The organism is Chryseobacterium sp. PvR013 (genome assembly GCF_017833095.1).
GTDB classification, from domain to species: domain Bacteria; phylum Bacteroidota; class Bacteroidia; order Flavobacteriales; family Weeksellaceae; genus Chryseobacterium; species Chryseobacterium culicis_A.
Window position 1 is genome coordinate 4681633 of sequence record NZ_JAFIBT010000001.1, and the last position, 23209, is coordinate 4704841.

The following is a 23209-nucleotide window of genomic DNA, read 5'->3' on the forward strand; positions in this document are numbered from 1 at the left end:
TATTTACTAACAGCGTTAGCAAAACTACAAACTTTTTGATATAAGTTCCAAAGGATATTGTAAGTTTTATAGACTTGCTGACTATTTAAAGAAAATAAATCAAAGGCTGGAAGCTGGAAGAATGGGGGCTGGAAGTTATTTCAGGGGTAAATAAATTTAATAATAGAATTTGACTATAACTATTTTTGAAGCCCTATTATCTTCCAGCTTCCATCCTCTACCAAAAATAAAATGCATGTTTCAGAACTCGGCTCAATTAACAAAAGAAATAATTATCTTTGCCGGTAAAGAAATAAGGATATGAATACTCCCTCAAATATGCTGGCATTAGGAACAAAGGCTCCGTTTTTTGAACTTCCTAACCCGTCAAAAACGAATGAACTTCAGTCTTTGGACGAACTGAAAGGAGAAAAAGGTACTTTGGTGATCTTTATGTGTAACCACTGCCCGTTTGTTCTGCATGTGATTGACAAGATCAATGAATTATACGAAGATTATAACGAGCGTGGAATTGAATTCATCGCCATTAATGCAAATGACATTGAAAAATATCCGGCAGATTCTCCGGAAAAAATGATTGAATTCCAAATCGAGAGAAGATTTGATTTTCCATATTTATTTGATGAAAGCCAGGCTGTAGCAAAAGCTTATGATGCTGCATGTACACCTGATTTTTATTTCTTTGATGACAAGCTTGATCTTGTATACAGAGGACAGATGGATGATTCGAGACCTGGAAATAATAAAGATGTAACCGGTGAAGATTTAATCATCGCTTTTGAAAATCTTTTAGCTGGAGAAGCTCAGGAAGAAATCCAGAGACCAAGCATGGGATGTAATATTAAATGGAAATAATTGCTGGTTGCTGGTTTATTTAGTTACTGGTTTTACTCAATAATACAAAGCTGCTCTTTTTAGAGTGGCTTTTTTGTTGATTGCAACATAATACTTGCAGCTTATCCACACACTTTTTCTCTCCGTAGGAGTCTCAGTATAGCTTATCCTATTTTTATTGTAACCCATTGTAAAATTTGAGTTAAGCTTGGATTCCTACGGAATGACAAATACGAGATATGGTCTATCCACACACCTTGTCACTCTGTAAGAGTCTCTGCATATCTTTTATTGTAAATTATTACAAAATTTGAAGAGAGTCTGGATTCCTACGCAATGACAAATACGAGATATGGTCTATCCACCAACCTTGTCACTCTGTAGGAGTCTCTTTACACTATCAAAAACTCACCTTACTTTTAACCTCTTTTTCAACCTTTAAATCTATATTGACTTTATTGTGAGAGTAGTTCTTGATAAACTCTGAAGGCGTTTTCCCTGTATATTTTTTGAACATCCTATTAAAATAGGTGACATTATTAAAGCCGCATTGATAACTGCATTCTGAAATAGATCTGTCCTGTGCCATCAAAAGACATGCTTTATTAATTCTGTAGCGGTTTACAAACTCTGTAAACGTAATCTGGGTGGCTTTTTTAAAGAAATTACAGAAAGCAGGTAAAGTCAGATTGGCCAGTTTTGCAACATCTTCAATATCAATTTCCTTGTCATAATGATGCTCCACATACGTAAAGATATTCTCAAGGCGGGTTTTGTTTTTGGAAATAATGGTATAGGGCATGATTTCCTTATTCAAGAGCTCATAATCCTCACATTTTGAAAGCTCAAAAAGAATTTCAAGCAATAGTAAATATCTTTTATACCCTTCTGATTCCAGCATCAGTTTTAGTTTGGGAAGCATTACCTTTTTTACTTTTTGATGAAAATGAATCCCGTATTTTGAAAGTTCCAACAGATTTTTAATAGATCTGGCTTCTACCTCCTGCTGGGGAAACTGAAGGATTTCTTCCTTGAACTGAAGTACAATTTCCTCATGCGGATCAATAGAATTCAGTCCAAATCCGGAGTGGGGAATATTGGATCCGATCAATACCAGATCTCCATTCGTATAATTACTTTTATGGTAGCCTACATGGCGGGTTCCGTTCCCGGAAATGACACATACCAGCTCAATTTCGGGATGATAATGATACTCCCATTTAAATTCTGAAATAGGGGAATTATTATGAATGGTACGGAACGAGCTCTTTTCATTTGGGATCACCCTTTCAAAAGTAACTTTCATTTAATTAATCATATTTAATTACTAAAAATACTAAATATATTAATATAGTTCAAATATTGATTTACTGTGTTAAATTATCGTTAACAGAAATGCTTCTATCTTAGCCGACAAGAAATAACCTGAATGAAAAATATTAACATCAAGGCCGTTTTATTTTTAAACTATTTTGTCTTCGCAATTCTTCTGAATTCTGTAGGAACAGTTATTCTACAGGTACAGCAGAATTTTGGGATTTCAAAATCTTCGGCCAGTGTTTTGGAAGGTTTCAAAGATCTTCCAATCGCCATATGTTCTTTCATTCTGGCTTCATTCCTTCCTAAAATAGGAATCAAAAAATCAATGCTGACCGCCTTACTCCTGGTAAGCTGTATGTGTTTTGTAATGCCATTTACCAATGATTTCTGGGTATTTAAATTATTATTTGCCACGGTAGGAGTTTCCTTTGCACTGATCAAAATATCAGTTTTTACTTCTATTGGATTAGTAACGGAAACAGATAAAGAACATTCCAGTTTCATGGGATTTCTGGAAGGCTTTTTTATGATTGGCGTATTGGCGGGAAATGTATTATTCAGTTTATATATTGATGATCACAATCCGAAATCTACCGAATGGCTGAATGTGTATTGGGTGCTGGGAGCACTTTCAAGTTTATCTTTTTTATTCCTGTTCTTTTCAAAACTCAATGAGCAGGAAGTTAAAAGTGAGAAAACAGATCTTTTGGGAGATTTAAAAAACAGTGCAAGCCTGTTCAGTTATAAAAAAGTGTTGTGTTTCTTATTATGTGCTTTCCTTTTTGTATTGGTAGAGCAGAGTTTTCAGACATGGACTCCTACTTTTTATAAAGAGATTTTAAAAGTGCCTACCTCAATGAGTATTCAGGCAGGAGCGGTTTTGGCAGGAGCTTTTGCATTGGGAAGATTTTTATCGGGATTCTTCTCCAAAAAATTCAGCTGGATCTATGTTGTTTCTTTTTGTGTAGTAGGTTTTGCTATTAGTTTACTGCTGGTTTTACCCCTTACACATAATATTACTATTGATAAGAATACAAACTGGGCGAATGCTCCTCTGGTTGTCTATTTATTTCCTTTAATGGGAGGTTTGCTGGCACCTATTTATCCGAGCATTAATTCTGTAATTCTGGCATCCATCCCCAAATATTTACACAGTGCCATGTCAGGACTGATTGTTGTTTTCTCAGCAATCGGGGGAACTATAGGTTCTATCATTACCGGTTTTGTGTTTCAGGAGTTTAGTGGACAACAGGCATTTTACCTTTCCCTGATTCCGCTTTCATTACTGATCACCTCAGCGGTTTTCATGAATAAATTAAAAATTAATCCTAAAAAATAACAATGAGTAATCAGCTTTACATAAACGAAATTCAAAGTCTGTTTGATGATGTACAGAGATCTGAAATTTTTGAAGATCAGAAAATGATGACGGATGCAGTTCCTCTGTTTCCCATTGCAAAGATTAATGAAGATTATGAACAAACAAAAAATACTGAAGGTTTTGATCTGAAAGATTTTGTGATGACTCATTTTGACTTTTTGGGAGCAAGAGTTTCCGTACACAGAGAAGAACAACTTCCTATTGGCGAACATATTGAGAAATTATGGGATGAATTAACCCGTACAGCCTATGAAGAAAAAGGAACGCTTTTAAAATTACCAAAACCTTACATTGTTCCTGGAGGTCGTTTCAATGAGTTTTTCTATTGGGACAGCTATTTTATTATGCTTGGGCTAAAAGCTTCCGGCAGAGTAGAAATGATGAATAACATTATTGAGAACTGTTCTTATCTGATTCAAAACGTAGGATTTGTTCCCAATGCCAGCAGAACTCATTTCCTGAGCAGATCACAGCCTCCCTATTTTTCATTAATGCTGGATCTTCTTTTTGAAACCACAAATGACGAAGGAATTTATACAGAATACCATGACACTTTGGAAAAAGAATATGCTTTCTGGATGAATGGTGAAGAATGGCTTGAAAACAATTCCAGTGTAAAAAGAGTAGTTAAAACAATAGACGGAGATATTCTGAACCGTTATTACGATGCAGAAAATGCACCTCGCCCTGAAAGTTACCTGATCGATATTGAAGATCATGAAAAAACTTCAGGAGATGAATTTTACAGAAATATAAGAAGTGCCTGTGAATCCGGCTGGGATTTTTCCAGCAGATGGTTCGCAGACGGAGAAAATATACAGACGATAGAAACGCTGAACCTTGCACAGGTTGATCTGAACTGTCTTTTATGGCATTTGGAAACAACTTTGGCGAAATCATCAGCGCTTCACAATCTGAGTGAAAAAGAAAATTATTTTTCAGAAAGAGCAGCAAGCCGAAGACAGATGATCAATAAATATTTCTGGGATGGAAATACTAACAATTATAAAGATTATCACACTAAAAAAAACACAAAAACACCGTCTGAACATATTGCTGCTCTTTACCCTTTATTCCTGGGAATTGCAGACCATACACAAGCTGAAGCGGTGGCCAAAGCGGTTGCTGAAAAATTTCTTTATAAAGGCGGGCTTGTCACCACAACCAAAAACTCAGGACAGCAATGGGATCTTCCCAATGCATGGGCTCCTTATCAATGGCTGGGCTTTAAAGCAATGAAAAATTATGGCTTTAATGAGCTGGCAGAAAAAATTAAAGACAACTGGTGTTCAAACGTAGAAAGAGTCTACAAAAACACTGGAAAACTGATGGAAAAATACAATGCATTAGACACAGAAACAATAGCAGGCGGCGGGGAATACCCCAATCAGGATGGATTCGGTTGGACCAATGGAGTGTATTTACAATTACAACAAAACTGAAACTAACAATAAAAAATATGGCTATGAAAAAAAAATCGATCTTTTTAATTGCCGCTACAGCTACGTTATATTTTAATAATGCTTATGCTCAGGAAACTCCGCAGGATTCTGCAAAAGTTTCTTCTATAGATCAGATTGTTATTACCGGAAATTCAAACCCGAAGAAAAAAATAGAATCCAGTACTGCAATTTCTACATTCAGCTCCAAAGAAATCCAGAAGCAGAATCCAATCAGTGCTGCTGCTTTATTACAGAGAGTTCCAGGGTTTGCCGTGGAAACTTCAGGAGGTGAAGTAGGAAACAACCTTTTTGCAAGAGGGATTCCTTCTGCAGGAGCCTATGAATTTGTACAGGTACAGGAAGATGGTCTTCCCGTTTTTGAAGATGGTGCGCTTCAGTTTGCCAATGCGGATAACTTTTTCCGTGTAGATAACTCCGTGAATCGTATGGAAGCTCTGAGAGGAGGTTCCGGATCTATTTACGCCACGAATTCTCCCGGTGGTCTGATCAACTTTATTACCAGAGAAGGAACCAATGATTTCAGAGGTACAGCAAAACTGGAAACAAGTACTTATGGATTAATGCGTACCGATGTTAACGTAGGTGGAGCATTGGTTCAGGATAAATTGTTTTTCAATGTCGGAGGTTTTTACAGAACAGATGACGGAATCAGAAAAACAGGTTTCAAAGCCAATAACGGCGGACAAATCAGAATGAATCTTAAATATGTCTTTGATAAAGGTTATGTAAAAGTGTATTACAAAAAACTGGATGACAGAAATACATTCTTCCTTCCTATTCCATTGGTGCAAAACGGAAATAAACTGAAAGGATTCCAGGGGTTTGATCCTAATTATGGAACGTATAATTACAGAGCAATCAGCCAACTGAATATTCCACAGGCCGGAGGCGGGTTTTTCAACAGAAATCTTGAAGACGGAATCCATCCGAAAGTAGATGTACTAGGGGCTGAGTTTAAATATGATCTTGGAAATAATTTCACGGTTTTAAACAAAACCCGATATACGGATATCAACATGAACTATACGGGGATTTTCCCGGCAGGACCACCCAAAGTGGCTTCTAAATATGCGACTGACGCTGTGAAAGACGGCGGGCTTGGAATGAGCAATTATCAGTATTCTCTGGTAAGCAACGGAGCCGTTGTAAATCCTGAGTACGTACAAAAATTAGGATTCTGGGCGATTGACAAGCAGATGAATAACTTTGTGAATGATTTACAGTTCAATTATAAATTTGATAAAGGAAATATTACGGCAGGTTTTTACAAATCCAACTGGAAATCTCAGCAATATTGGAACTGGAGCAATATTCTGACCACAGCAACAGACAGACCTGAGCTTTTAAATCTGGTAAACCCTTCTATGAGCCCTACAGATGATGGGTATTCTAAAACCTATAATGGGGTGATGGATATGACATTCCTGCAAAGAAGAACACAAACTCAGGGAAGTTTGAATGACCTTTATGTAAACTTAGATTATAATATTACCGATGCTTTAAGTGTGAACGGAGGCCTTCGTTACAGCCATGATTATTACAAAGGAAATTTTGCCAATACAACAACTTCCAATTTAAATAACTCAGGGTTAACAACAGATGGAACTCACGGTTTCAACACAACAACTGCTGATGATAATATGAGTGTACTGGGAAATAAATTTACTTACTGGAATTTTAACGTAGATAAAGTTTCTTTCACATTAGCAGCGAATTATAAAATCAACAGAGAGAATGCAGTATATGCACGTTTTTCTAATGGTTTCAGATCTCCGAATGAGGAAGCGTACTACAATTATTTCTCCAACCCGACTCCTGATAAACCGTTAAAATCTGTAACCACCAATCAGCTGGAAGTAGGATATAAATACTACTCGCGTACCTTTGATATTGCCGTGATTCCGTTCTATTCTACCTTGAAGAACCTTTCATTTACAGATATTTTCTCTGATGGAAAATCTGAAAATACCTTTGCCAATACAGAAAACTATGGAGTTGAGGTAGAAGGGTATGCCCGCTTATTCAATAATATGTTGGAAGTTACCTTTAACGGAACAGTTCAGAGTCCAAAATATAAAAACCTTGAAGCCGGAAGTCTTCTGGAAGGAAATGTGGTGAGAAGAATGCCGAAGTTTTATTTTAATATTTCACCGGCTGTGAACATTACCAAGTCATGGAGAGCTTATGTAAGCATGAATTATTACGGAAAACGCTTCCAGGATGAGCTGAATGTACAGACTTTACCTTCTTTCACAGAATTTGGAGCAGGAATGTCTTATCAGTTAGGAAAAATACGTTTTGCAGTGGATGGTACCAATATCTTTAATACGATTGGTATTACAGAAGGAGATCCAAGAGCCGGATCACCCAATGGAGATGGAATCATCATGGCAAGACCTATTATGGGAGCAGCTGCCAGAGCTTCCATCACTTTAGATTTCTAAACTCTATTTCTTTATAACAACAAAACCGTCAGGCTTAGTCCTGACGGTTTATTATTACTGTCCGATAAAAAGTATAAATACATTGAAAATATCAATATTTACAGCATGAATTAACAGGTCGCTCCTCCGGAGCTCTAATTTTAAATAAATACGTCCTATTAACAGTTAACTCCTATTGAAGCTGGATTTGATCCCATCGGGATTAACTGTTAGTAGAAAAAATGAGATTGCCGTAAAATAAAGCTCCGGAGGAGTGTCCTGTTCATTATATTTAAATTTTATCGAACATGATTTTTTATATAAAGTGTCAGATCTAAGGTTGATTTAAGACGTTTATATGACTCTCAAACTCTCAAACTCTCTTACTTCAAAAATGGATTATACTGCTTCTCAAATCCAATAGATGTAGGATTTCCATGTCCTGAGAAAACCTGTGTTTCATTATCCAGAATGAATAGTTTTGATTTAATTCCCTCAATCAGCTGATCATAATTTCCTTTATACAAATCTGTTCTTCCGATACTGCCTTCAAAAAGAACATCTCCTGAAATCATGAATTTCTGATTTTCATTATGGTAAACAACACTTCCCGGCGAATGTCCTGGGACATGATAAATTTTAAATTTCTCGCCATCTAAATCCAGTTCATCTCCTTCCTTGATATATTCTACATCTACTTTTACCGGATCTATCTGCATTCCGAATCTTACACCGCTCGCCTGAAGCATATCCAATACTTCCTGATCTTCCTGATGCATATTCACGGGGATATTGAATTTATCAAAAGCCCACTGTAGTCCGAATACATGATCAATATGAGCGTGGGTCAAAAGGATTTTCTGAATCTTCAGCTCTTTCTCTGTAATAAAATGATCAATAGCTTGAGTTTCCTGAGCATTCATATTTCCCGGATCAATTAACCAGGCATTTTTATTTTCGTTATAGATGATGTAAGTATTTTCACTCGCAAAGTTGAATACGAAACCTTGAATCTGAAGCATATCTGAATATTTTTTATTCAAAAATACGATATTATTAAGAAAATGGCTATTTTTCGTTATCTTCGTCATAATGAAAACTTTGCGAATACTCTTACTTTCTTTGGGCGGACTGGTTTTTGGACAAAATATCCAAAGTGTTCAGTTGTTCAATCCTCAGACGAATGATGAAACTCCGGTAATTAAGATAGGAGAACAGTTGGTTCTGGGCTTTGATGATCTTACAAATGGCAGTCAGATCTACCGGTATACCTTTAAACATTATGACAGAAACTGGAATGAGGATAACCTGTTTTTTACAGAATTTGCAACCGGAAGTATGAATGCATTGCTGGATCAGTTTCAGTATTCTTTCAATACATTGCAGGCATACACTCATTATAAACTGGTTTTTCCGAATGATAAAATCCAGCTGAAGATTTCAGGGAATTATGAGCTGATTGTTTATAAAGATTCTGCAGACCAGCCTCTTTTCAAAAAAAGGTTTTATCTGGTTGAGGATGTAACCTCTGTAGGTTTAAATATTTCAAGATTTGCAGATGCAAAAAATCCCAACATTAATCAAAGGGTAGAAGTGAATGTTTCTCCGAAAGGAGGAGATATTTCTTCCAATGTTAATTCAATCACTATGAATGTGATGCAGAATAACAACCCGAATATGGTGATTTCTAATCTTAAGCCAAGCAGCGTTTTAGGAAATCAGGTGCTTTTTCAGCAGACGAATCTTACGTTCCCTGGAGACAATGAGTTTTATTATTTTGATAATAAAAATATGAATATGGCAGCAGATATGGTGCGTGCCACTGAAATAAAAGATGATGTTAACCAAACCTATCTTCATCCGGTATGGGCATTTCCTTTGAATTACCAATACCAGCCGGATGTCAATGGAGCATGGTATTACAGGAGAAATGATCTGGGACGGGAAAGAGATGCAGAAAGGGAGGCGGACTATTCATGGGTACATTTCTACCTGGATTCAGATCCTGTGGATAAAGAAATCTATGTGCTGGGAGGATTTAATAATTTTAAACCAGGCAAAGAAAATCAGATGCAATATGATCCTGCCACGAAACAATATGTAGCCAAAATATTCCTGAAGCAAGGTTTTTATAACTACGTTTTGGTAACAAAAGAAGGAAATGGCTCTCTGAATTTTGGGGAAGTAAATGGTAACTTCTGGCAGACAGAAAACCTCTATCAGGCATTCCTTTATTATGCACCGTTCGGAAGAAATTATGATGGTCTTATGGGGTACGGAGAATTCAGAACCCCAATTGCCAATAAACGATAAGCAATGACTTGATATCATTTTTGTATAAAAAATATACATATAAATTAGGACTGTCTCTTAAGATAGTCCTAATTTTTTTGCCCATATTGAAATAAAATGCGCTCTAAAATCTCAGAATAGGGTTATTTTTTTTAATTATAATGCACTACATAGTGAAAAAAAATAATTCACAAAATTTTGATTTTAATTAATTATTTTAATGTAAAGTTTGTATTACAGAAAAATTATCTTTAAATAATTTTCTTTGTTTTAAAATCATCATTGTGTTTTATTTATTGATTTATAATATCAATTGAATTTTATTCATTTTTTATATCATTTTATTGTGAAAAGTTTATAAATTCGTCACCACAACCAACCAAATATTATTATGAAAACGAAATTTATCTTAGTGGCAAGTGTTGCCGCCTGCTCATTTGTTTTTGGGCAAAACACACCATCAAAACTAATTCCGGGAAAAAGCGGATTACATGCCGAGTTTATGAGATTTGAAAAAAATGCTCCTGCCTATCAGGGGAACCCTGTTTTATTTGACGAAGCGTCTCAGAGACTTTCTCCGGGACAAGCTCGTAAACTAGGCTTGGAAAAGGATGCATTAGGTTTTGAAACCCAAAGATTTCAACAGACTGTTAATGATATTCCTGTAGAATACGGAATGATGGCAGTACAGACAAAAAATGGTAAAATTATAGGACAGTCAGGAAAATGGGTTCTTAAACTTCCGAAAGAACTTGATAAAAATGCCAGCCTTGCTGAAAATGTTGCATTACAAAGTGCTTTGTCATTTGTGGGAGCAGATTCCTATAAATGGAAAAATAAAGAGGAGGAAGATTTTCTGAAAAAAGAAACGGGTGATCCCAATGCAAGCTTTGCCCCTAAAGGAGAATTAGTGTATTATTCAGATCCTGATGATGATAAGCTGAATGATCTGAGACTAGCTTATAAATTTGATATCTATGCTGAAAAACCATTAAGCAGACAATATGTTTTCGTAGATGCTAAAAATGGAAAAGTATTAGGTGTAGATGCCATTATTCATGAAGTGAACAGCCCGGGAACAGCCGTTACAGGATATAGCGGAACCCGTAGCATCACTACAGATTCTTATAACGGAAGCTACCGATTAAGAGAAACAGGAAGAAATGCAGGAACAGCTGTAGAAACCTATAACCTTAAAAAAGGAACCAGCTATGCTTCTGCTGTAGACTTTACAGATACAGACAATAACTGGAATAATGTTAATACAAATAAAGATCAATACGCTGCCGATGCCCATTGGGGAGCTGAAATGACAGTAGATTATTTTTATACAAAATATGGACGTAAGAGTATTGATAATAATAATTTCGCTATTAAATCATATGTTCATTATTCCAGCAACTATTTTAATGCATTTTGGGATGGTTCCAGAATGACTTATGGAGATGGAAGCTCTACAACAAACGGTGGAAAACCTTTAACAGCAATAGATGTTTGTGGTCACGAAATTACACACGGACTCACTTCTAAAACGGCTAACCTTGTCTATCAGAGAGAACCCGGAGCATTGAATGAAGGATTCTCAGATATCTTCGGAAATACCATTGAACGTTGGGCAAGACCTACACAGGCAAGCTGGACATTGGGTGAAGATTTCAATTATGTGATCCGAAATATGGCTAATCCTAACGCATACAGCCAGCCTGATACTTATCTGGGAACGTATTGGAAAACAACAACAACTTCCGGTTGTGTAACTCCAAGCCAATCTAATGATTATTGTGGAGTTCATACCAACTCAGGAGTCCTTAACTTCTGGTATTATCTACTGGTTACAGGAGGTTCCGGTACTAATGACAAAGGCTTTGCTTATAATGTTTCAGCCATCGGACTGGATAAAGCAGGAGCTATTGCTTACAGAACTTTAACGACTTATCTGACTTCTTCTTCTACTTATGCAAGTGCAAGAACCTATTCTATTCAGGCAGCTACCGATTTATACGGAGCAACCAGCAATGAAGTGACTCAGGTTAAAAATGCCTGGAACGCTGTAGGGGTAGGAGGTGGAACTTCTCCGGCAGGAAAAGCAGCCGCAGCAGAGACAGCTCTGTATACTATAAGTCCAAATCCTGCAACTGACAGATTCACTATAAACTTTGAAGGGAAATCAGGAAAAGGAATTGTAGAATTGGTAAGTCTTACAGGTAAGAAAGAAATTTCTGAAAAAGTAGAAATTACCGATGGAGTAAACAGACTTAATATCCAGCTTCCTTCCAATATTCTTCCGGGAGTATATATTGTAATGGTAAACGGAGAGAAAGCAGGAAACCTGATTAAAAAGTAGCACCAAATTTTTTAATATATTCAACAAAAAGGCCGCAAGTTAATTCTTGTGGCCTTTTGTATATTTAGTGTAAAGTAAACTATACCAGATAGAAATCATTCAGTTTTTCTTCACAAAGGATTTTTACGACTTCAATCCAACGGTCTTCATCATTCAAACATGGAATATAGTGGAAATTTTCACCACCACCATGCATAAACTGTTCTTTCCCTTCCACAGAAATTTCTTCCAGGGTCTCAAGACAATCCGAAACAAAAGCCGGGCAGACGATAGCCAGGTTTTTTATCCCTTTTTTGCCAATGGTTTCCAATGTTTCGTCGGTATATGGCTCAATCCATTTGTCTTTTCCTAATCTTGACTGGAAAGAAACGATTGTTTTTTCTTTCGGTAAATCCAGTTTTTCGATAACACGCTGTGTCGTTTTATAACATTGATGACGGTAGCAGAATTGATGACTTGGATTATCATCTCTGGAACAACAGTCGTTGAGGTTACAGGTTTTGGTAGGATCCGTTTTATAAATATGTCTTTCCGGAACCCCATGATACGAAAACTGCAGGGCATCAAAATTTTCAGGAAGTTTTTCTTTAATACTTTCCGCCAGACAGTTGATGTAGATATCCCTGTTATAGAAAGGTTGAATATAATTGATCTTTACTTTTGGAAACTTCTTCTTTCTGACTTCTTCTGCTTTTTCAATCACTGTTTCCGTAGTACTCATCGCATATTGAGGATAGAGAGGAAAAAGAACGATTTCAGTGATTCCCTGATCTACCAGTTTCTGAATACCGGTTTCAATACTCGGTTCTGCATACCTCATTCCGATTTCCACCGGAACATCTACCACTTTCTGAAGTTTTTTCTGAATCTGTTCAGTAATAACAATCAGTGGAGAACCTTTATCCGTCCAGACTGTTTTATAAGCTTCAGCAGATTTTGCAGGTCTTGTTTTCAGAATAATTCCCTGTACAAGAAGGGCACGGAAGATCCAGCGATAATCAATCACTTTTTCGTCCATCAAAAATTCATCAAGATATTCCTTTACGTCGTTTACAGAAGTTGATCTCGGTGATCCGAGGTTGACCAGTAAAATTCCTTTCTTATTCAATATTCTAATTTTTAATTATGAAACAGAAGTTGTAAAATCTGTTACTAATTCTGATACTTTAGCAAAGGTATTACTTTCCAGTAAGCCATTGCTGTCAAATTTGCCTTTTATCCCTTTTATTAATGCCTGATGTTTATCATCTGTTACCGCTCCGAGGGTCTTTAAAATCAATAATAACTCTTCATGGCCTTTTTCTCCATTGGCAGAAGCGGTGATCACAGCAACCGGTTTTTCAGAAAATACTGTTGTGGAAACACACCATTCCAACAGATTCTTTAATCTTCCGGGAATACTGAAAATATATTCCGGTGTAGAAAATAGTACGCCTGCTGAATTTTTAATGTCCTCTCTGATTTTCAGAACTTCTTCCGGAGTGTGAGCGTCGGTTAATGCGGTATCAAAATGCGGAAGAACAGAAAGATCATCATACATCTTGAAATCTGCATGATCCATTTTTTTCAGTACCTGTTCCATCAGTTTCTGATTGCTGGAACTTTTAGAAGCACTTCCTATAATGATGATAATTTTCTTTTCGGGAGGCATTTCCACTGTTTTATCCGTTTACAGCTTCCACTCTTTCTACTAAATCAGGAACGAATTGTTTTAAAATATTTTCAATTCCGTTTTTCAAAGTAGCTGTAGAGCTTGGACAGCCAGAGCATGCACCCTGCAGAAGCATTTTTGCCGTTTTATTTTCCTGATCATATTCCATCAAAGAAATCTTTCCTCCATCATTTTCTACGGCAGGAGCTACATATTCATTTAAAATGTCAGAAATCTTCTGCTCATCTTCAGTATAATCTCTGTTGATGATTTTTTCAACAGGGTTTTCATGTTTCTGAGGTTCTATTTTTGAAATTTCACCTCCGTTTTGAAGATATTCAGCAATAAGCGCACGAACAGTCATCATTACCTGATGCCATTCTACAGAATTATTTCTGGTTACCGCTACAAAGTTGTCAGAAATGAAAACTTCCGTTGCAAAATCAAATTCTTTAAAAATAGCCAGCGCCAAAGGAACTTCTTCAGCAGCTTCTTTCGATTTTACTTCCACAAAACCATCCATCAGCAGCTTGCTTGACACAAACTTCATTACATTGGGATTCGGAGTCATTTCAGCATAAATCTGATACATTTCTTTTTTCTTCTGAAGATAAATTCTTGGGTTTGCCAATAATTCATCCTCAATCACATTTTTCAGACTTTCAGCTACATGTTCCCATTCTATGGTATCCTGTTTTGCTACAGCTACAAAATTAGCCGTAATGAAAACTCTTTCCACAAAAGGATAATTGAAAAGTTCCTGTGCTAAAGGAATTTCTGAAATATCTGAATTTCTATCCAGTTCTAAAGACCCTGGAATGAGATTGTAATCTGCTACAAATTTCATCACTTTTGGGTTTTCAGTTGGTTCTATAAGTACGGTACGCATTTTTTCGTTAAATTTGAGATACAAAAATACGCATTAGAAGTTAGAAGCTGAAAATTGAGAGTTAGATTTTTGCTATCGCTGTAATTTAGAACTTAGATACAAGAAAAGATAACACATCATACATTCTCAAATTGGCTCATTTTCAAATTTTCAAATTAATATTATGGCACTTATAAAAGAACTTTTAGGAAAAGCACCACAGATTGGAGAGAATACTTTTTTAGCAGAAACAGCTACCATTATTGGCGATGTTGAGATGGGAAGAGATTGCAGTGTTTGGTATAATGCAGTGATCAGAGGAGATGTTAACTATATCAAAATGGGAGATAAGGTGAATGTTCAGGATAATGCAATGCTGCACTGTACCTATCAGAAATTTCCTTTGAATATCGGGAACAATGTTTCTATCGGGCATAACGCGATTGTTCATGGATGTACCATTAAAGATAATGTACTGATCGGAATGGGAGCGATTGTGATGGATGATTGTCTTGTAGAAGAGAATTCCATTGTAGGAGCGGGTTCTGTAGTAACTCAGGGAACTCACATAAAATCCGGAGAAGTTTGGGGTGGAGTTCCTGCAAAAAAAATCAAAGATATTAATGCTCAGCTACTGGAAGGAGAAGTGAACAGAATTGCAGATAACTATGTGAAATACTCATCGTGGTATAAGGAAAATGTGAAAGACCATCAATTTTAAGCTGTCAGGTGAATAGTGAATAGTCAATTCGCTGCGCTTGTCAATTTTTTTGGTGTTAAAAATTCACTATTCACTTGCGAAGCAAAATTCACCATTGATCTATTTAAAATAAATATAAAAGCTCTGTTTTTGGACAGAGCTTTTTCGATTTGATATAGAACCTTTGCTTTATTGTTAGTTATTGTCTGGTGTGATCAGTCTTATCTTGCCATTGATACATTTGAGAGATGTAGGAGGCGTGATCATCATACAGTCAGACATAATATTATACTTTTCATTAAAAGCTTTCACTTTATCCGTATACTCATTCACTCTTGGTAAGAAAGTTTCTTCTATTTTTTTAGGATAGGCAATGTATTGCTGAGGCCCGCCACAGGATTTCGATCCCATGGGAGCAAATGTCCATTCATTGGCATCCGTACATTTTTCTCCTGATACTTCAGATTCGATGGAGGCTTTTAATCGGTCGAGTTGTGCCTGTTCATATTTCTGACTTTCTTCGTCAGCAGGTCTGTCTGCGATATCAATAGGAAGATTGGTATTGGCATTCTTTGATGTATTACATGAAACCAGAGTTATTGTAGTACATAATACTATTGCCGGGATATGAAAGAATAATTTTTTCACAATAAACTTTTTTCTTTTTATAAATTTTCAAAACTTATGCCAAGGTAAGAAATTCAAATTCATTTCCGTATTTTTGACAACGATGAACAATCATTTTTTTGACTTAATAGAATATACAAACAGAAGCGTTTTTTTAACCGGGAAAGCCGGAACAGGAAAAACGACATTTCTTAATGATTTTGTAAGGCGTACAAAGAAAAAGCACATTGTAGTAGCTCCTACGGGAATTGCTGCAATCAATGCGGGTGGAGTAACCATCCATTCTATGTTTGGACTGCCGCTAAGAACCTTTCTTCCCACCACAGAAAGGATAGATACCAGTTTGGCCAATAATATTGCTGACCTGATGCCCCATTTCAAATATCGTAAAGATAAACTGAAGCTTCTGAGAGAAGTAGAAATCATTATTATTGATGAGGTTTCAATGTTGAGGGCAGATGTTCTGGATATGATGGATTTTTCTTTGAGATTCATCAGAAGGAATAATCAAAGATTTGGAGGGGTACAGATGCTTTTTATCGGGGATTTGTTTCAGCTTCCTCCGGTAGTGAGGGATGAGCACATTTTGAAAATGTATTACAATTCACCTTTCTTTTTTGACAGCCATGCCATTAAAGAAATTCCCATTGTTACCATTGAGCTGACAAAAGTATACAGACAATCTGACGAAGAGTTTCTGGAAATTCTGAATGCGATCCGTGATGGAGATGTAGATAATATAGATTTTAATCATCTCAATGAAAGGTATGATCCTGATTTTGATATGGGGAAAGAGTCTTACGTTTATTTGTGTTCTCACAACAAAATGGCAGATGAAATCAACCAGGAAAAACTGACAGAAATTAAAGTTGATCCTCAGGTGTATGAAGCGAAATTGGTAGGTGATTTTAAAGAAAATCAGTTTCCGAACGAACAGTTTTTAGAACTGAAAATCGGAGCCCAGATCATGTTTATCCGAAATGACATTTCCGGTGAGAAGAAATATTTTAACGGAAAACTGGGCGAGGTTATCGGATTAGATGAAAATGAAATCCGTGTTGTACTGGACGAAAGCGAAAACGAAATTGTTGTAAAAAGAGAAACCTGGGAACAGAAAAAATATTTCCTTGATACGGATAAAAATATCCAGGAAGAAGTTTTAGGAAGTTTCGAGCAGTTTCCTATCAAATTAGCATGGGCGGTAACCATCCATAAAAGTCAGGGATTAACGTTTGATAAAGTGATTATTGATGCCGGAAAAAGTTTTACAGCCGGTCAGGTGTATGTGGCTTTATCCCGTTGCAGAACATTGGAAGGAATTGTGTTAAAATCAAAAATTACCCCTGAAGTTATTTTCAAGGATAACCGAATTTTACATTTCCATACAGATACTATTGCCAACGACCATGTTGAAGCCATCCTGAACCAGGAAAAATATGATTACAGCATCAGAAAAGTACTTCGTACATTAGATTGTACTTGGTTTTTAAAAGAGGTAGAAGAATGGAACAACCTTTCGATGGTGACCAAAAATATCGATCATGTAAAGACCAAGCAGCTTTATCTGCAATTGAAACATGAAGCGGTAAATCTTGGGAAAATATTTGAAAAGCTGGAACGTATCATTTTTCAGAAGGTCAATAATTTTATTGAACAAAAAGAAGATTGGTCCGAAATTGAAAGCAAGTCAAAAGGAGCGGTTAATTTCTTTTTTACAGAAACCAGGAATAAAATTTTCGATCCTTTGAAGGAATTCTATGCTGAAATAAAAGGAGCGAAAGGTTTAAAACAATATAACGAAGAATTTAAAAGCTGGCTGGAGGATATTGAAGAATACCTGAACAGTTTAAGAGATATTTACCTTCTTGAAACGAAACTTTTAGATGAAAAAAATGATAAGGAAATCAATCTGAAAATAGCTAAAGTTCCGTCTCAGGTTTTAACTTTTCAGTTGTTTGAACAGGGAAAAACCATTGGGGAAATAGCCCTCGAAAGAGGTTTGGTAAAAGAAACGGTCATTGGCCATCTTGCCAAATTTGCAGAACAGGGATTGCTGGATATTGCAAGAGTCATTACTTCAGATAAAATCAAAGCGTTTGAAGAGGAGTTTTACAAAAACCCACACGAAACATTGACTGAGTGGAAGAATGCATTGCCCAACCACTTTGAATTCAATGAAATCAGGATTTTGATTAATCATTATAATTATAAGAAAGGGAAGAATTCATAAGAATTCTTCCCTTTTTGATGGTCACAAAAATTCTTTAAAATTAAGGATACATCGCATTGATGGTATTGATATCCCCGGTTGTAAAACCTGTTCTGTTATAAGTGAAATTTGAATTGTCTGCTCTTATAATTGTTGGCAGTCCGTTTTTAGAATAGGATGTTGGCCAATACATCATCACTGAATTAATATTGAAAGGTCCTATGTCTGTCCCGGAATTATAGATATTAAAATTAAAAGCCTGCCCATTTTGAATATTGTTCCAAAGGATTTTTACATATTGATCTCTGTCTTTGCGGGTATGTTCGTGATAAAGACCTACCGTGTGGCCCATTTCATGAATTACGGATCCTACAGAAATATACTGATCCAAAGAAACCGTTTGTTTTCCGCCCCGATATCCGATATGAGCCCAGCCATCTGATCCGGATGAACTCCCAAAAATAAATTCAACATAGTTAGACTGATTGCTTCGGTAGATCCATTGAGTATTGGTTTTATTATTATACTCACTGATTGCGGAATTGATTTTATTAACGTTGATTGAACCCATATTGCTGGCAATGGTATAATAAATTTTACCATTGGGCCATCTGGAATAACTGGCGCCGCCTTTATTGAGTTCGCTGCCTTCTGACAATTGTTTGTCGGTAAGAACAATATCTCCCTGGAAAAAATTCATTCCGTTTTTTCTTTCATAGGTAATGTCCTGACCTCCAAATTTTCCTTTTTTTACATTGTCTGTGCTCAAGGCATTGGTTTGGGCTTCGGTGGTAATTTCCTCATTATTTTTGCTGCAAGAGGAAAATGTAGCTGCAATAAGAAAACTCATAAACACAGTTTTTCCCGTCAGCATCTGCTTATAAAACAGGCTGTTTGTTTTTTTGTTCATATTAAAGTTTTTAAAAATTTGGTATACGAATATAATGAATATCTCTCTTTTTGTTGAATTATTTTTGTTAAAATATACTTATTCGTATTATTTGTTTTAAAAATCACTTAAAACCCTGTAAAATAAAAAAGGGTCCTGAAAATGTTCAAAACCCTTTATTTTTATTCGTTTAGCATATCTTGATTAACTCTGTAACCAACGATTTTTATGTCTCCTTCTTTATTCTTTTCTAAAGTAAAAGATTCTTCTGTTTTCTTAGTTCCTCTTTTTACATTATACATGAAGAAGTATTGACTTCGTGCGTTGTTTCCCTTCACAACCATTGTTTCCCATTTGGCAAGATTGTATTCTTCAACAGGGCCAATCGCATTGACTGTATTCATAAGTTTTACAAGTTTTTCTTTATCGGTCACTTCAAAAAACTTCTCACCAAATAACTTATAAATATCATCCGGATTTTTTCCATAACGAAGTTCCCAATAAAATTTTATGGGAATTTTTTCACCATCTGTTTTGTCTGATTCTCTGTCTTTATAAAATTGATTGAAAGAGCAGCTTATTAAAAAGAATGATAAAAGCAGTAAATAAATATTTTTCATTTAAATTTTAGTGTCTAAGATTAATTTTCTTCGGTTGTTATCATAAAAAGTAGCATGAAAACTGCTATCTCTGAATTCAGTTTCGGTATTTTCTAATTCGTTAAATCTGCTTTTATCTGTTTGGGAGAATTCAACGATCTCAAAGTGATTTTTGTCTATGCTATTGAAATCTACCAATTTCAGATATTCATCCATAGAGTTTTTAGCAAGCATAATTTTTCCGCCTCCACACCAATGCCTGTCCTGTCCGTTTTTCTTAATACCGGATACCCAGTATTCTTCTCCGGTTTCTATATCAAAATAGTTGGCAATATATTCCGGTCTTTTCAGTTTTTTCAAAGCCTTCCCGTTGCAGTAAATAGTTTGTCCGGACTTTGAAAATTCCACAAAACCAATCCATGCCGGCCCGCTATGTCCGAAGGATTTGTTTTCGATATACATTATTTTTGTCTTCATGTTATTAGTTATTAAATAATGTTGCAAGTTACCAAAACCTTATAAGTAAAATCATATAAACAAAAATTTTATTCCAATAGTTTTTCCCTGAACTGAGCCATTGTTTTTATTAATTACAAAAAGTAACTAATGCAGTTTTTATGTTTTAAATTTGTTTGGTTTTTAAAAACCACTTTAGAATTATGAAATTGACAAAGGAGATTCAGGATCAACTTTGAAAAAATTAACATCTCAATATGAAAAATTTTGAAATTTCTGTTTTAGATCTTGCCCCTGTAAAGCAAGGTAAAAGCATTCACGATACCTTTCAGGACAGCTTATCATTAGCCAATCACGCTGAAAATTTAGATTATAAAAGATTCTGGCTGGCAGAACATCACAATATGGAAAGTATTGCCAGCTCAGCCACTTCTGTTTTGATTGGTTTTATCGCCAATGGAACGAAAAAAATCAGAGTAGGTTCGGGAGGAATTATGCTTCCCAACCATAGCTCCCTGATCATTGCGGAACAGTTCGGAACCCTGGAATCTCTTTTCCCGGGAAGAATTGATCTGGGAGTAGGAAGAGCTCCGGGAACTGATGGATTAACAGCTCAGGCTTTAGGAAGAAATCCAGCTCTCATCAATGAACAATTTCCAAGACAAATCCTCGAATTACAACGATATTTTTCAAAAGAAAATTCAGAGGCCATGGTGCGGGCTATTCCCGGAGAAGGACTTGATATTCCGATTTATATTCTGGGATCAAGTACAGATAGTGCATGGCTGGCCGCAGAACTTGGGCTGCCTTATGCATTTGCAGGGCATTTTGCTCCGGAGCAGATGGAAATGGCTTTTAAAATATACAGAGAGCATTTTGAGCCGTCAAAATATTTGGACAAGCCTTATATCATTGCCTGTGTAAACGGGGTGGCAGCAGAAACATCGGAAGAAGCTCATAAAATATCTACTACTTTATTCCAGGCATTCATCAATATTGTAAGAAATGATAGAAAGCCTTTTGCTCCGCCGGTGGATGATATGGATGAGATCTGGTCTCCCATGGAAAAATCTATGGTTTTACAAAAGCTGAGATATACGTTTATTGGGGATCAGGCGGAAGTTCAGGAAAAGCTTACAAATTTCCAGGAAAGATTTCAGGTGGATGAAATGATGATCAACTCACATATCTATGACCATCAGAAAAGATTGAGATCTTATGAGATTTTCAGAGAGGCAGCGAACTCTATCCAAAGCGTAATAAACCATTCATAATTAGTTGGGAGATGCTTATTTTTATGAGTATCTTTGCACAAATAAAAAGTAAAAATGTCCGATATTAAATTAAATACTATTCCAGAGGCTATTGAAGACCTTAAAAATGGTAAAATAATCATAGTAGTAGATGATGAAGACAGAGAAAATGAAGGCGATTTTCTTTGTGCGGCAGAGCTGACAACGCCGGAAATTATCAATTTTATGGCGCTTCACGGAAGAGGGCTGATCTGTATGCCGCTTCCTGAAAAAAGATGTGATGAGCTTGGACTTGAAGTGATGGTAAGCAGAAGCAGCGATCCTAAAGAAACTGCTTTCACCGTATCGGTTGACCTTCTGGGTAACGGAACATCTACCGGAATTTCTGCAGGAGACAGAGCAAAGACTATTTTAGCACTGATGGATGAAAAATCCAAACCTACAGATTTTATGAGACCTGGTCACATTTTCCCGCTTCGTGCAAGAAAAGGAGGAGTATTGAAAAGAGCCGGACATACTGAAGCAGCTATTGACCTTACTCATTTAGCAGGTTTAAAAGAAGGAGGAGTGATCTGTGAGATCATGAACGAAGATGGTACGATGTCTCGTTTGCCTGAACTTCATGCTTTTGCTCAAAAACACGATATGAAGATCGTTTCTATTGAAGATCTGATCCATTATCAGCTTAAAAAAGGAAATCTTGTAGAAAGACTTGAAGAGAAAAAAGTAAAAACACATTACGGTGAGTTTGATTTTTATGCCTTCAGAGAAACTTCTAATGATCAGATCCACTTTGCACTGACAAAAGGAGCCTGGACTGTAGATGAGCCTGTGTTGGTAAGAGTACAGTCTTCAGATTCTTATTTTGATGTATTGACAAGATTAAATAACGGTGAAAAACCATTATTGGAAAAAGTAACCAATATGGTAAATGAAGCTGGAAAAGGAGCAATTATTTTCATCAATAACGTTTCTAATTCCGAAAATACATTGAGAAAACTTCAGCAGTTCTTAAACTATCAGGATGGTCAGGAGCAGCATCCTACATTAGCGTACAATTACAGAGATTATGGAATTGGAACGCAGATCTTGAAGAATTTAGGAATCAATAAGTTCAAAGTAATCACACAAAACCCTAATATCAAACCTCAGGTTGGAGGATATGATGTAGAGGTTACTGAGATGGTACAACTCTAATAAATGAATAGTCAATTGTGATTTTTTCACAATATATGACTGTTTACCATACAACATACAAGGTTTAGGATTTTTCTAAACCTTTTTTTATTTTTAAACGATGACTGAGCCATTAAAAAAACATATCCGGGAATATATTGATATCTCAGACGAAAAGCTGGAAAAATACTGCAGTGCTTTTAACCTTCGGAAAATAAAGAAGAAAGAATTCCTTTTAAAAGAAGGGGAGATCTGCGAATTTGAAGGATTTATACTGAGTGGATGCTTTAAAGTTTTTCATACCCATCACAATGCTGCCGAACAGATATTATATTTTGGAATTGAAAACTGGTGGGTTTCTGATATTGACAGTTTTATCAACCGCATTCCCTCAAAACTTAATATTCAGGCACTCGAGGATAGTGAGATTCTTCTTATTCCGAAAAAAGATAAAGAAAAACTGTATGCTGAAATGCCGGAAATTGAAAGATTGATGAGGCTTAAATTTCAGCAGTCAATTATAGCATTGCAACGAAGAATTATCGATAATCTAAGCAAGCCTTCAGAGGAAAGGTACGTAGAATTTTTAAGGGATTACCCGAAAACAGCGCATCGTCTTACCAATATTCAGATTGCAGCTTATCTGGGAGTAACTCCTGAGTTTATAAGCAGAATACGCAAGAAAATTGTCAGTAAAAGCTGATGGTTAAAAATCGAAAAAGTC

The 23209-nt window shown here is 36.1% G+C and carries 20 protein-coding genes; 11 read left to right on the forward strand and 9 right to left on the reverse strand.

What is annotated here, in order from left to right; genetic code table 11:
- Window positions 1-300 precede the first annotated feature (300 nt).
- Window positions 301-855 (forward strand): thioredoxin family protein, encoded by a 555-nt coding sequence (locus tag JOE44_RS21300; RefSeq protein WP_034694944.1) that lies wholly within the window; start codon window positions 301-303, stop codon window positions 853-855.
- 379 nt (window positions 856-1234) lie between these two features.
- Here JOE44_RS21300 and JOE44_RS21305 read toward each other — a convergent pair whose 3' ends face one another.
- Window positions 1235-2140 (reverse strand): AraC family transcriptional regulator, encoded by a 906-nt coding sequence (locus tag JOE44_RS21305; RefSeq protein WP_209787354.1) that lies wholly within the window; start codon window positions 2138-2140, stop codon window positions 1235-1237.
- 123 nt (window positions 2141-2263) lie between these two features.
- On the opposite strand from JOE44_RS21305, the gene JOE44_RS21310 reads away from it, so the two are divergent.
- The 3 genes from JOE44_RS21310 to JOE44_RS21320 are packed head-to-tail and all read left to right on the forward strand — an operon-like array spanning window position 2264 to window position 7442.
- Window positions 2264-3493, forward strand: coding sequence for an MFS transporter (locus tag JOE44_RS21310; protein WP_209787355.1), 1230 nt, complete (start codon window positions 2264-2266; stop codon window positions 3491-3493).
- 2 nt (window positions 3494-3495) lie between these two features.
- Window positions 3496-4977, forward strand: a complete 1482-nt coding sequence (locus JOE44_RS21315; RefSeq protein WP_209787356.1) for a trehalase family glycosidase — start codon at window positions 3496-3498, stop codon at window positions 4975-4977.
- Between the two features lie 23 nt (window positions 4978-5000).
- Window positions 5001-7442, forward strand: coding sequence for a TonB-dependent receptor (locus tag JOE44_RS21320; protein WP_209787358.1), 2442 nt, complete (start codon window positions 5001-5003; stop codon window positions 7440-7442).
- A gap of 362 nt (window positions 7443-7804) precedes the next feature.
- On the opposite strand, the gene JOE44_RS21325 is transcribed toward JOE44_RS21320, so the two are convergent.
- A complete protein-coding gene (locus JOE44_RS21325) occupies window positions 7805-8443 on the reverse strand; it encodes an MBL fold metallo-hydrolase (RefSeq protein ID WP_209787360.1) in 639 nt (212 codons plus the stop codon).
- 70 nt (window positions 8444-8513) lie between these two features.
- On the opposite strand from JOE44_RS21325, the gene JOE44_RS21330 reads away from it, so the two are divergent.
- Window positions 8514-9734 (forward strand): DUF5103 domain-containing protein, encoded by a 1221-nt coding sequence (locus JOE44_RS21330; protein WP_209787362.1) that lies wholly within the window; start codon window positions 8514-8516, stop codon window positions 9732-9734.
- 370 nt (window positions 9735-10104) lie between these two features.
- Window positions 10105-12057: a M4 family metallopeptidase gene (locus JOE44_RS21335; RefSeq protein ID WP_209787364.1), complete on the forward strand. Its 1953-nt coding sequence runs from the start codon at window positions 10105-10107 to the stop codon at window positions 12055-12057.
- A gap of 79 nt (window positions 12058-12136) precedes the next feature.
- Here the strand turns inward: JOE44_RS21335 and hemH are convergent, their stop codons facing one another.
- The 3 genes from hemH to JOE44_RS21350 are packed head-to-tail and all read right to left on the reverse strand — an operon-like array spanning window position 12137 to window position 14597.
- Window positions 12137-13165: a ferrochelatase gene (gene hemH, locus JOE44_RS21340; RefSeq protein ID WP_209787366.1), complete on the reverse strand. Its 1029-nt coding sequence runs from the start codon at window positions 13163-13165 to the stop codon at window positions 12137-12139.
- 15 nt (window positions 13166-13180) lie between these two features.
- Window positions 13181-13708 (reverse strand): NAD(P)H-dependent oxidoreductase, encoded by a 528-nt coding sequence (locus JOE44_RS21345; protein ID WP_209787367.1) that lies wholly within the window; start codon window positions 13706-13708, stop codon window positions 13181-13183.
- A gap of 10 nt (window positions 13709-13718) precedes the next feature.
- Window positions 13719-14597 (reverse strand): NifU family protein, encoded by an 879-nt coding sequence (locus tag JOE44_RS21350; protein WP_105681409.1) that lies wholly within the window; start codon window positions 14595-14597, stop codon window positions 13719-13721.
- Between the two features lie 163 nt (window positions 14598-14760).
- Here JOE44_RS21350 and JOE44_RS21355 point away from each other — a divergent pair, with 163 nt between their 5' ends.
- Window positions 14761-15297, forward strand: a complete 537-nt coding sequence (locus JOE44_RS21355) for a gamma carbonic anhydrase family protein (protein ID WP_209787369.1) — start codon at window positions 14761-14763, stop codon at window positions 15295-15297.
- Window positions 15298-15471: 174 nt separating this feature from the next.
- On the opposite strand, the gene JOE44_RS21360 is transcribed toward JOE44_RS21355, so the two are convergent.
- Window positions 15472-15924, reverse strand: a complete 453-nt coding sequence (locus tag JOE44_RS21360; protein ID WP_209787371.1) for a hypothetical protein — start codon at window positions 15922-15924, stop codon at window positions 15472-15474.
- 82 nt (window positions 15925-16006) lie between these two features.
- Here JOE44_RS21360 and JOE44_RS21365 point away from each other — a divergent pair, with 82 nt between their 5' ends.
- Window positions 16007-18133, forward strand: coding sequence for a helix-turn-helix domain-containing protein (locus tag JOE44_RS21365; RefSeq protein WP_209787372.1), 2127 nt, complete (start codon window positions 16007-16009; stop codon window positions 18131-18133).
- A 40-nt stretch (window positions 18134-18173) separates the two neighbouring features.
- Here the strand turns inward: JOE44_RS21365 and JOE44_RS21370 are convergent, their stop codons facing one another.
- The 3 genes from JOE44_RS21370 to JOE44_RS21380 form a co-directional block, all read right to left on the reverse strand.
- Window positions 18174-19022, reverse strand: coding sequence for a M12 family metallopeptidase (locus tag JOE44_RS21370; protein WP_209787374.1), 849 nt, complete (start codon window positions 19020-19022; stop codon window positions 18174-18176).
- Between the two features lie 161 nt (window positions 19023-19183).
- A complete protein-coding gene (locus tag JOE44_RS21375; RefSeq protein WP_209787376.1) occupies window positions 19184-19621 on the reverse strand; it encodes a hypothetical protein in 438 nt (145 codons plus the stop codon).
- Window positions 19622-20077 (reverse strand): hypothetical protein, encoded by a 456-nt coding sequence (locus JOE44_RS21380; protein WP_209787378.1) that lies wholly within the window; start codon window positions 20075-20077, stop codon window positions 19622-19624.
- Between the two features lie 236 nt (window positions 20078-20313).
- On the opposite strand from JOE44_RS21380, the gene JOE44_RS21385 reads away from it, so the two are divergent.
- The 3 genes from JOE44_RS21385 (at window position 20314) to JOE44_RS21395 (ending at window position 23188) form a co-directional block, all read left to right on the forward strand.
- Window positions 20314-21330 (forward strand): LLM class flavin-dependent oxidoreductase, encoded by a 1017-nt coding sequence (locus tag JOE44_RS21385; RefSeq protein ID WP_209787379.1) that lies wholly within the window; start codon window positions 20314-20316, stop codon window positions 21328-21330.
- A gap of 54 nt (window positions 21331-21384) precedes the next feature.
- Window positions 21385-22506: a 3,4-dihydroxy-2-butanone-4-phosphate synthase gene (gene ribB, locus JOE44_RS21390; protein WP_101239474.1), complete on the forward strand. Its 1122-nt coding sequence runs from the start codon at window positions 21385-21387 to the stop codon at window positions 22504-22506.
- Window positions 22507-22606: 100 nt separating this feature from the next.
- Entirely contained in the window at window positions 22607-23188 is a 582-nt protein-coding gene (locus JOE44_RS21395; protein ID WP_209787381.1) for a Crp/Fnr family transcriptional regulator, read from the forward strand.
- Window positions 23189-23209 lie beyond the last annotated feature (21 nt).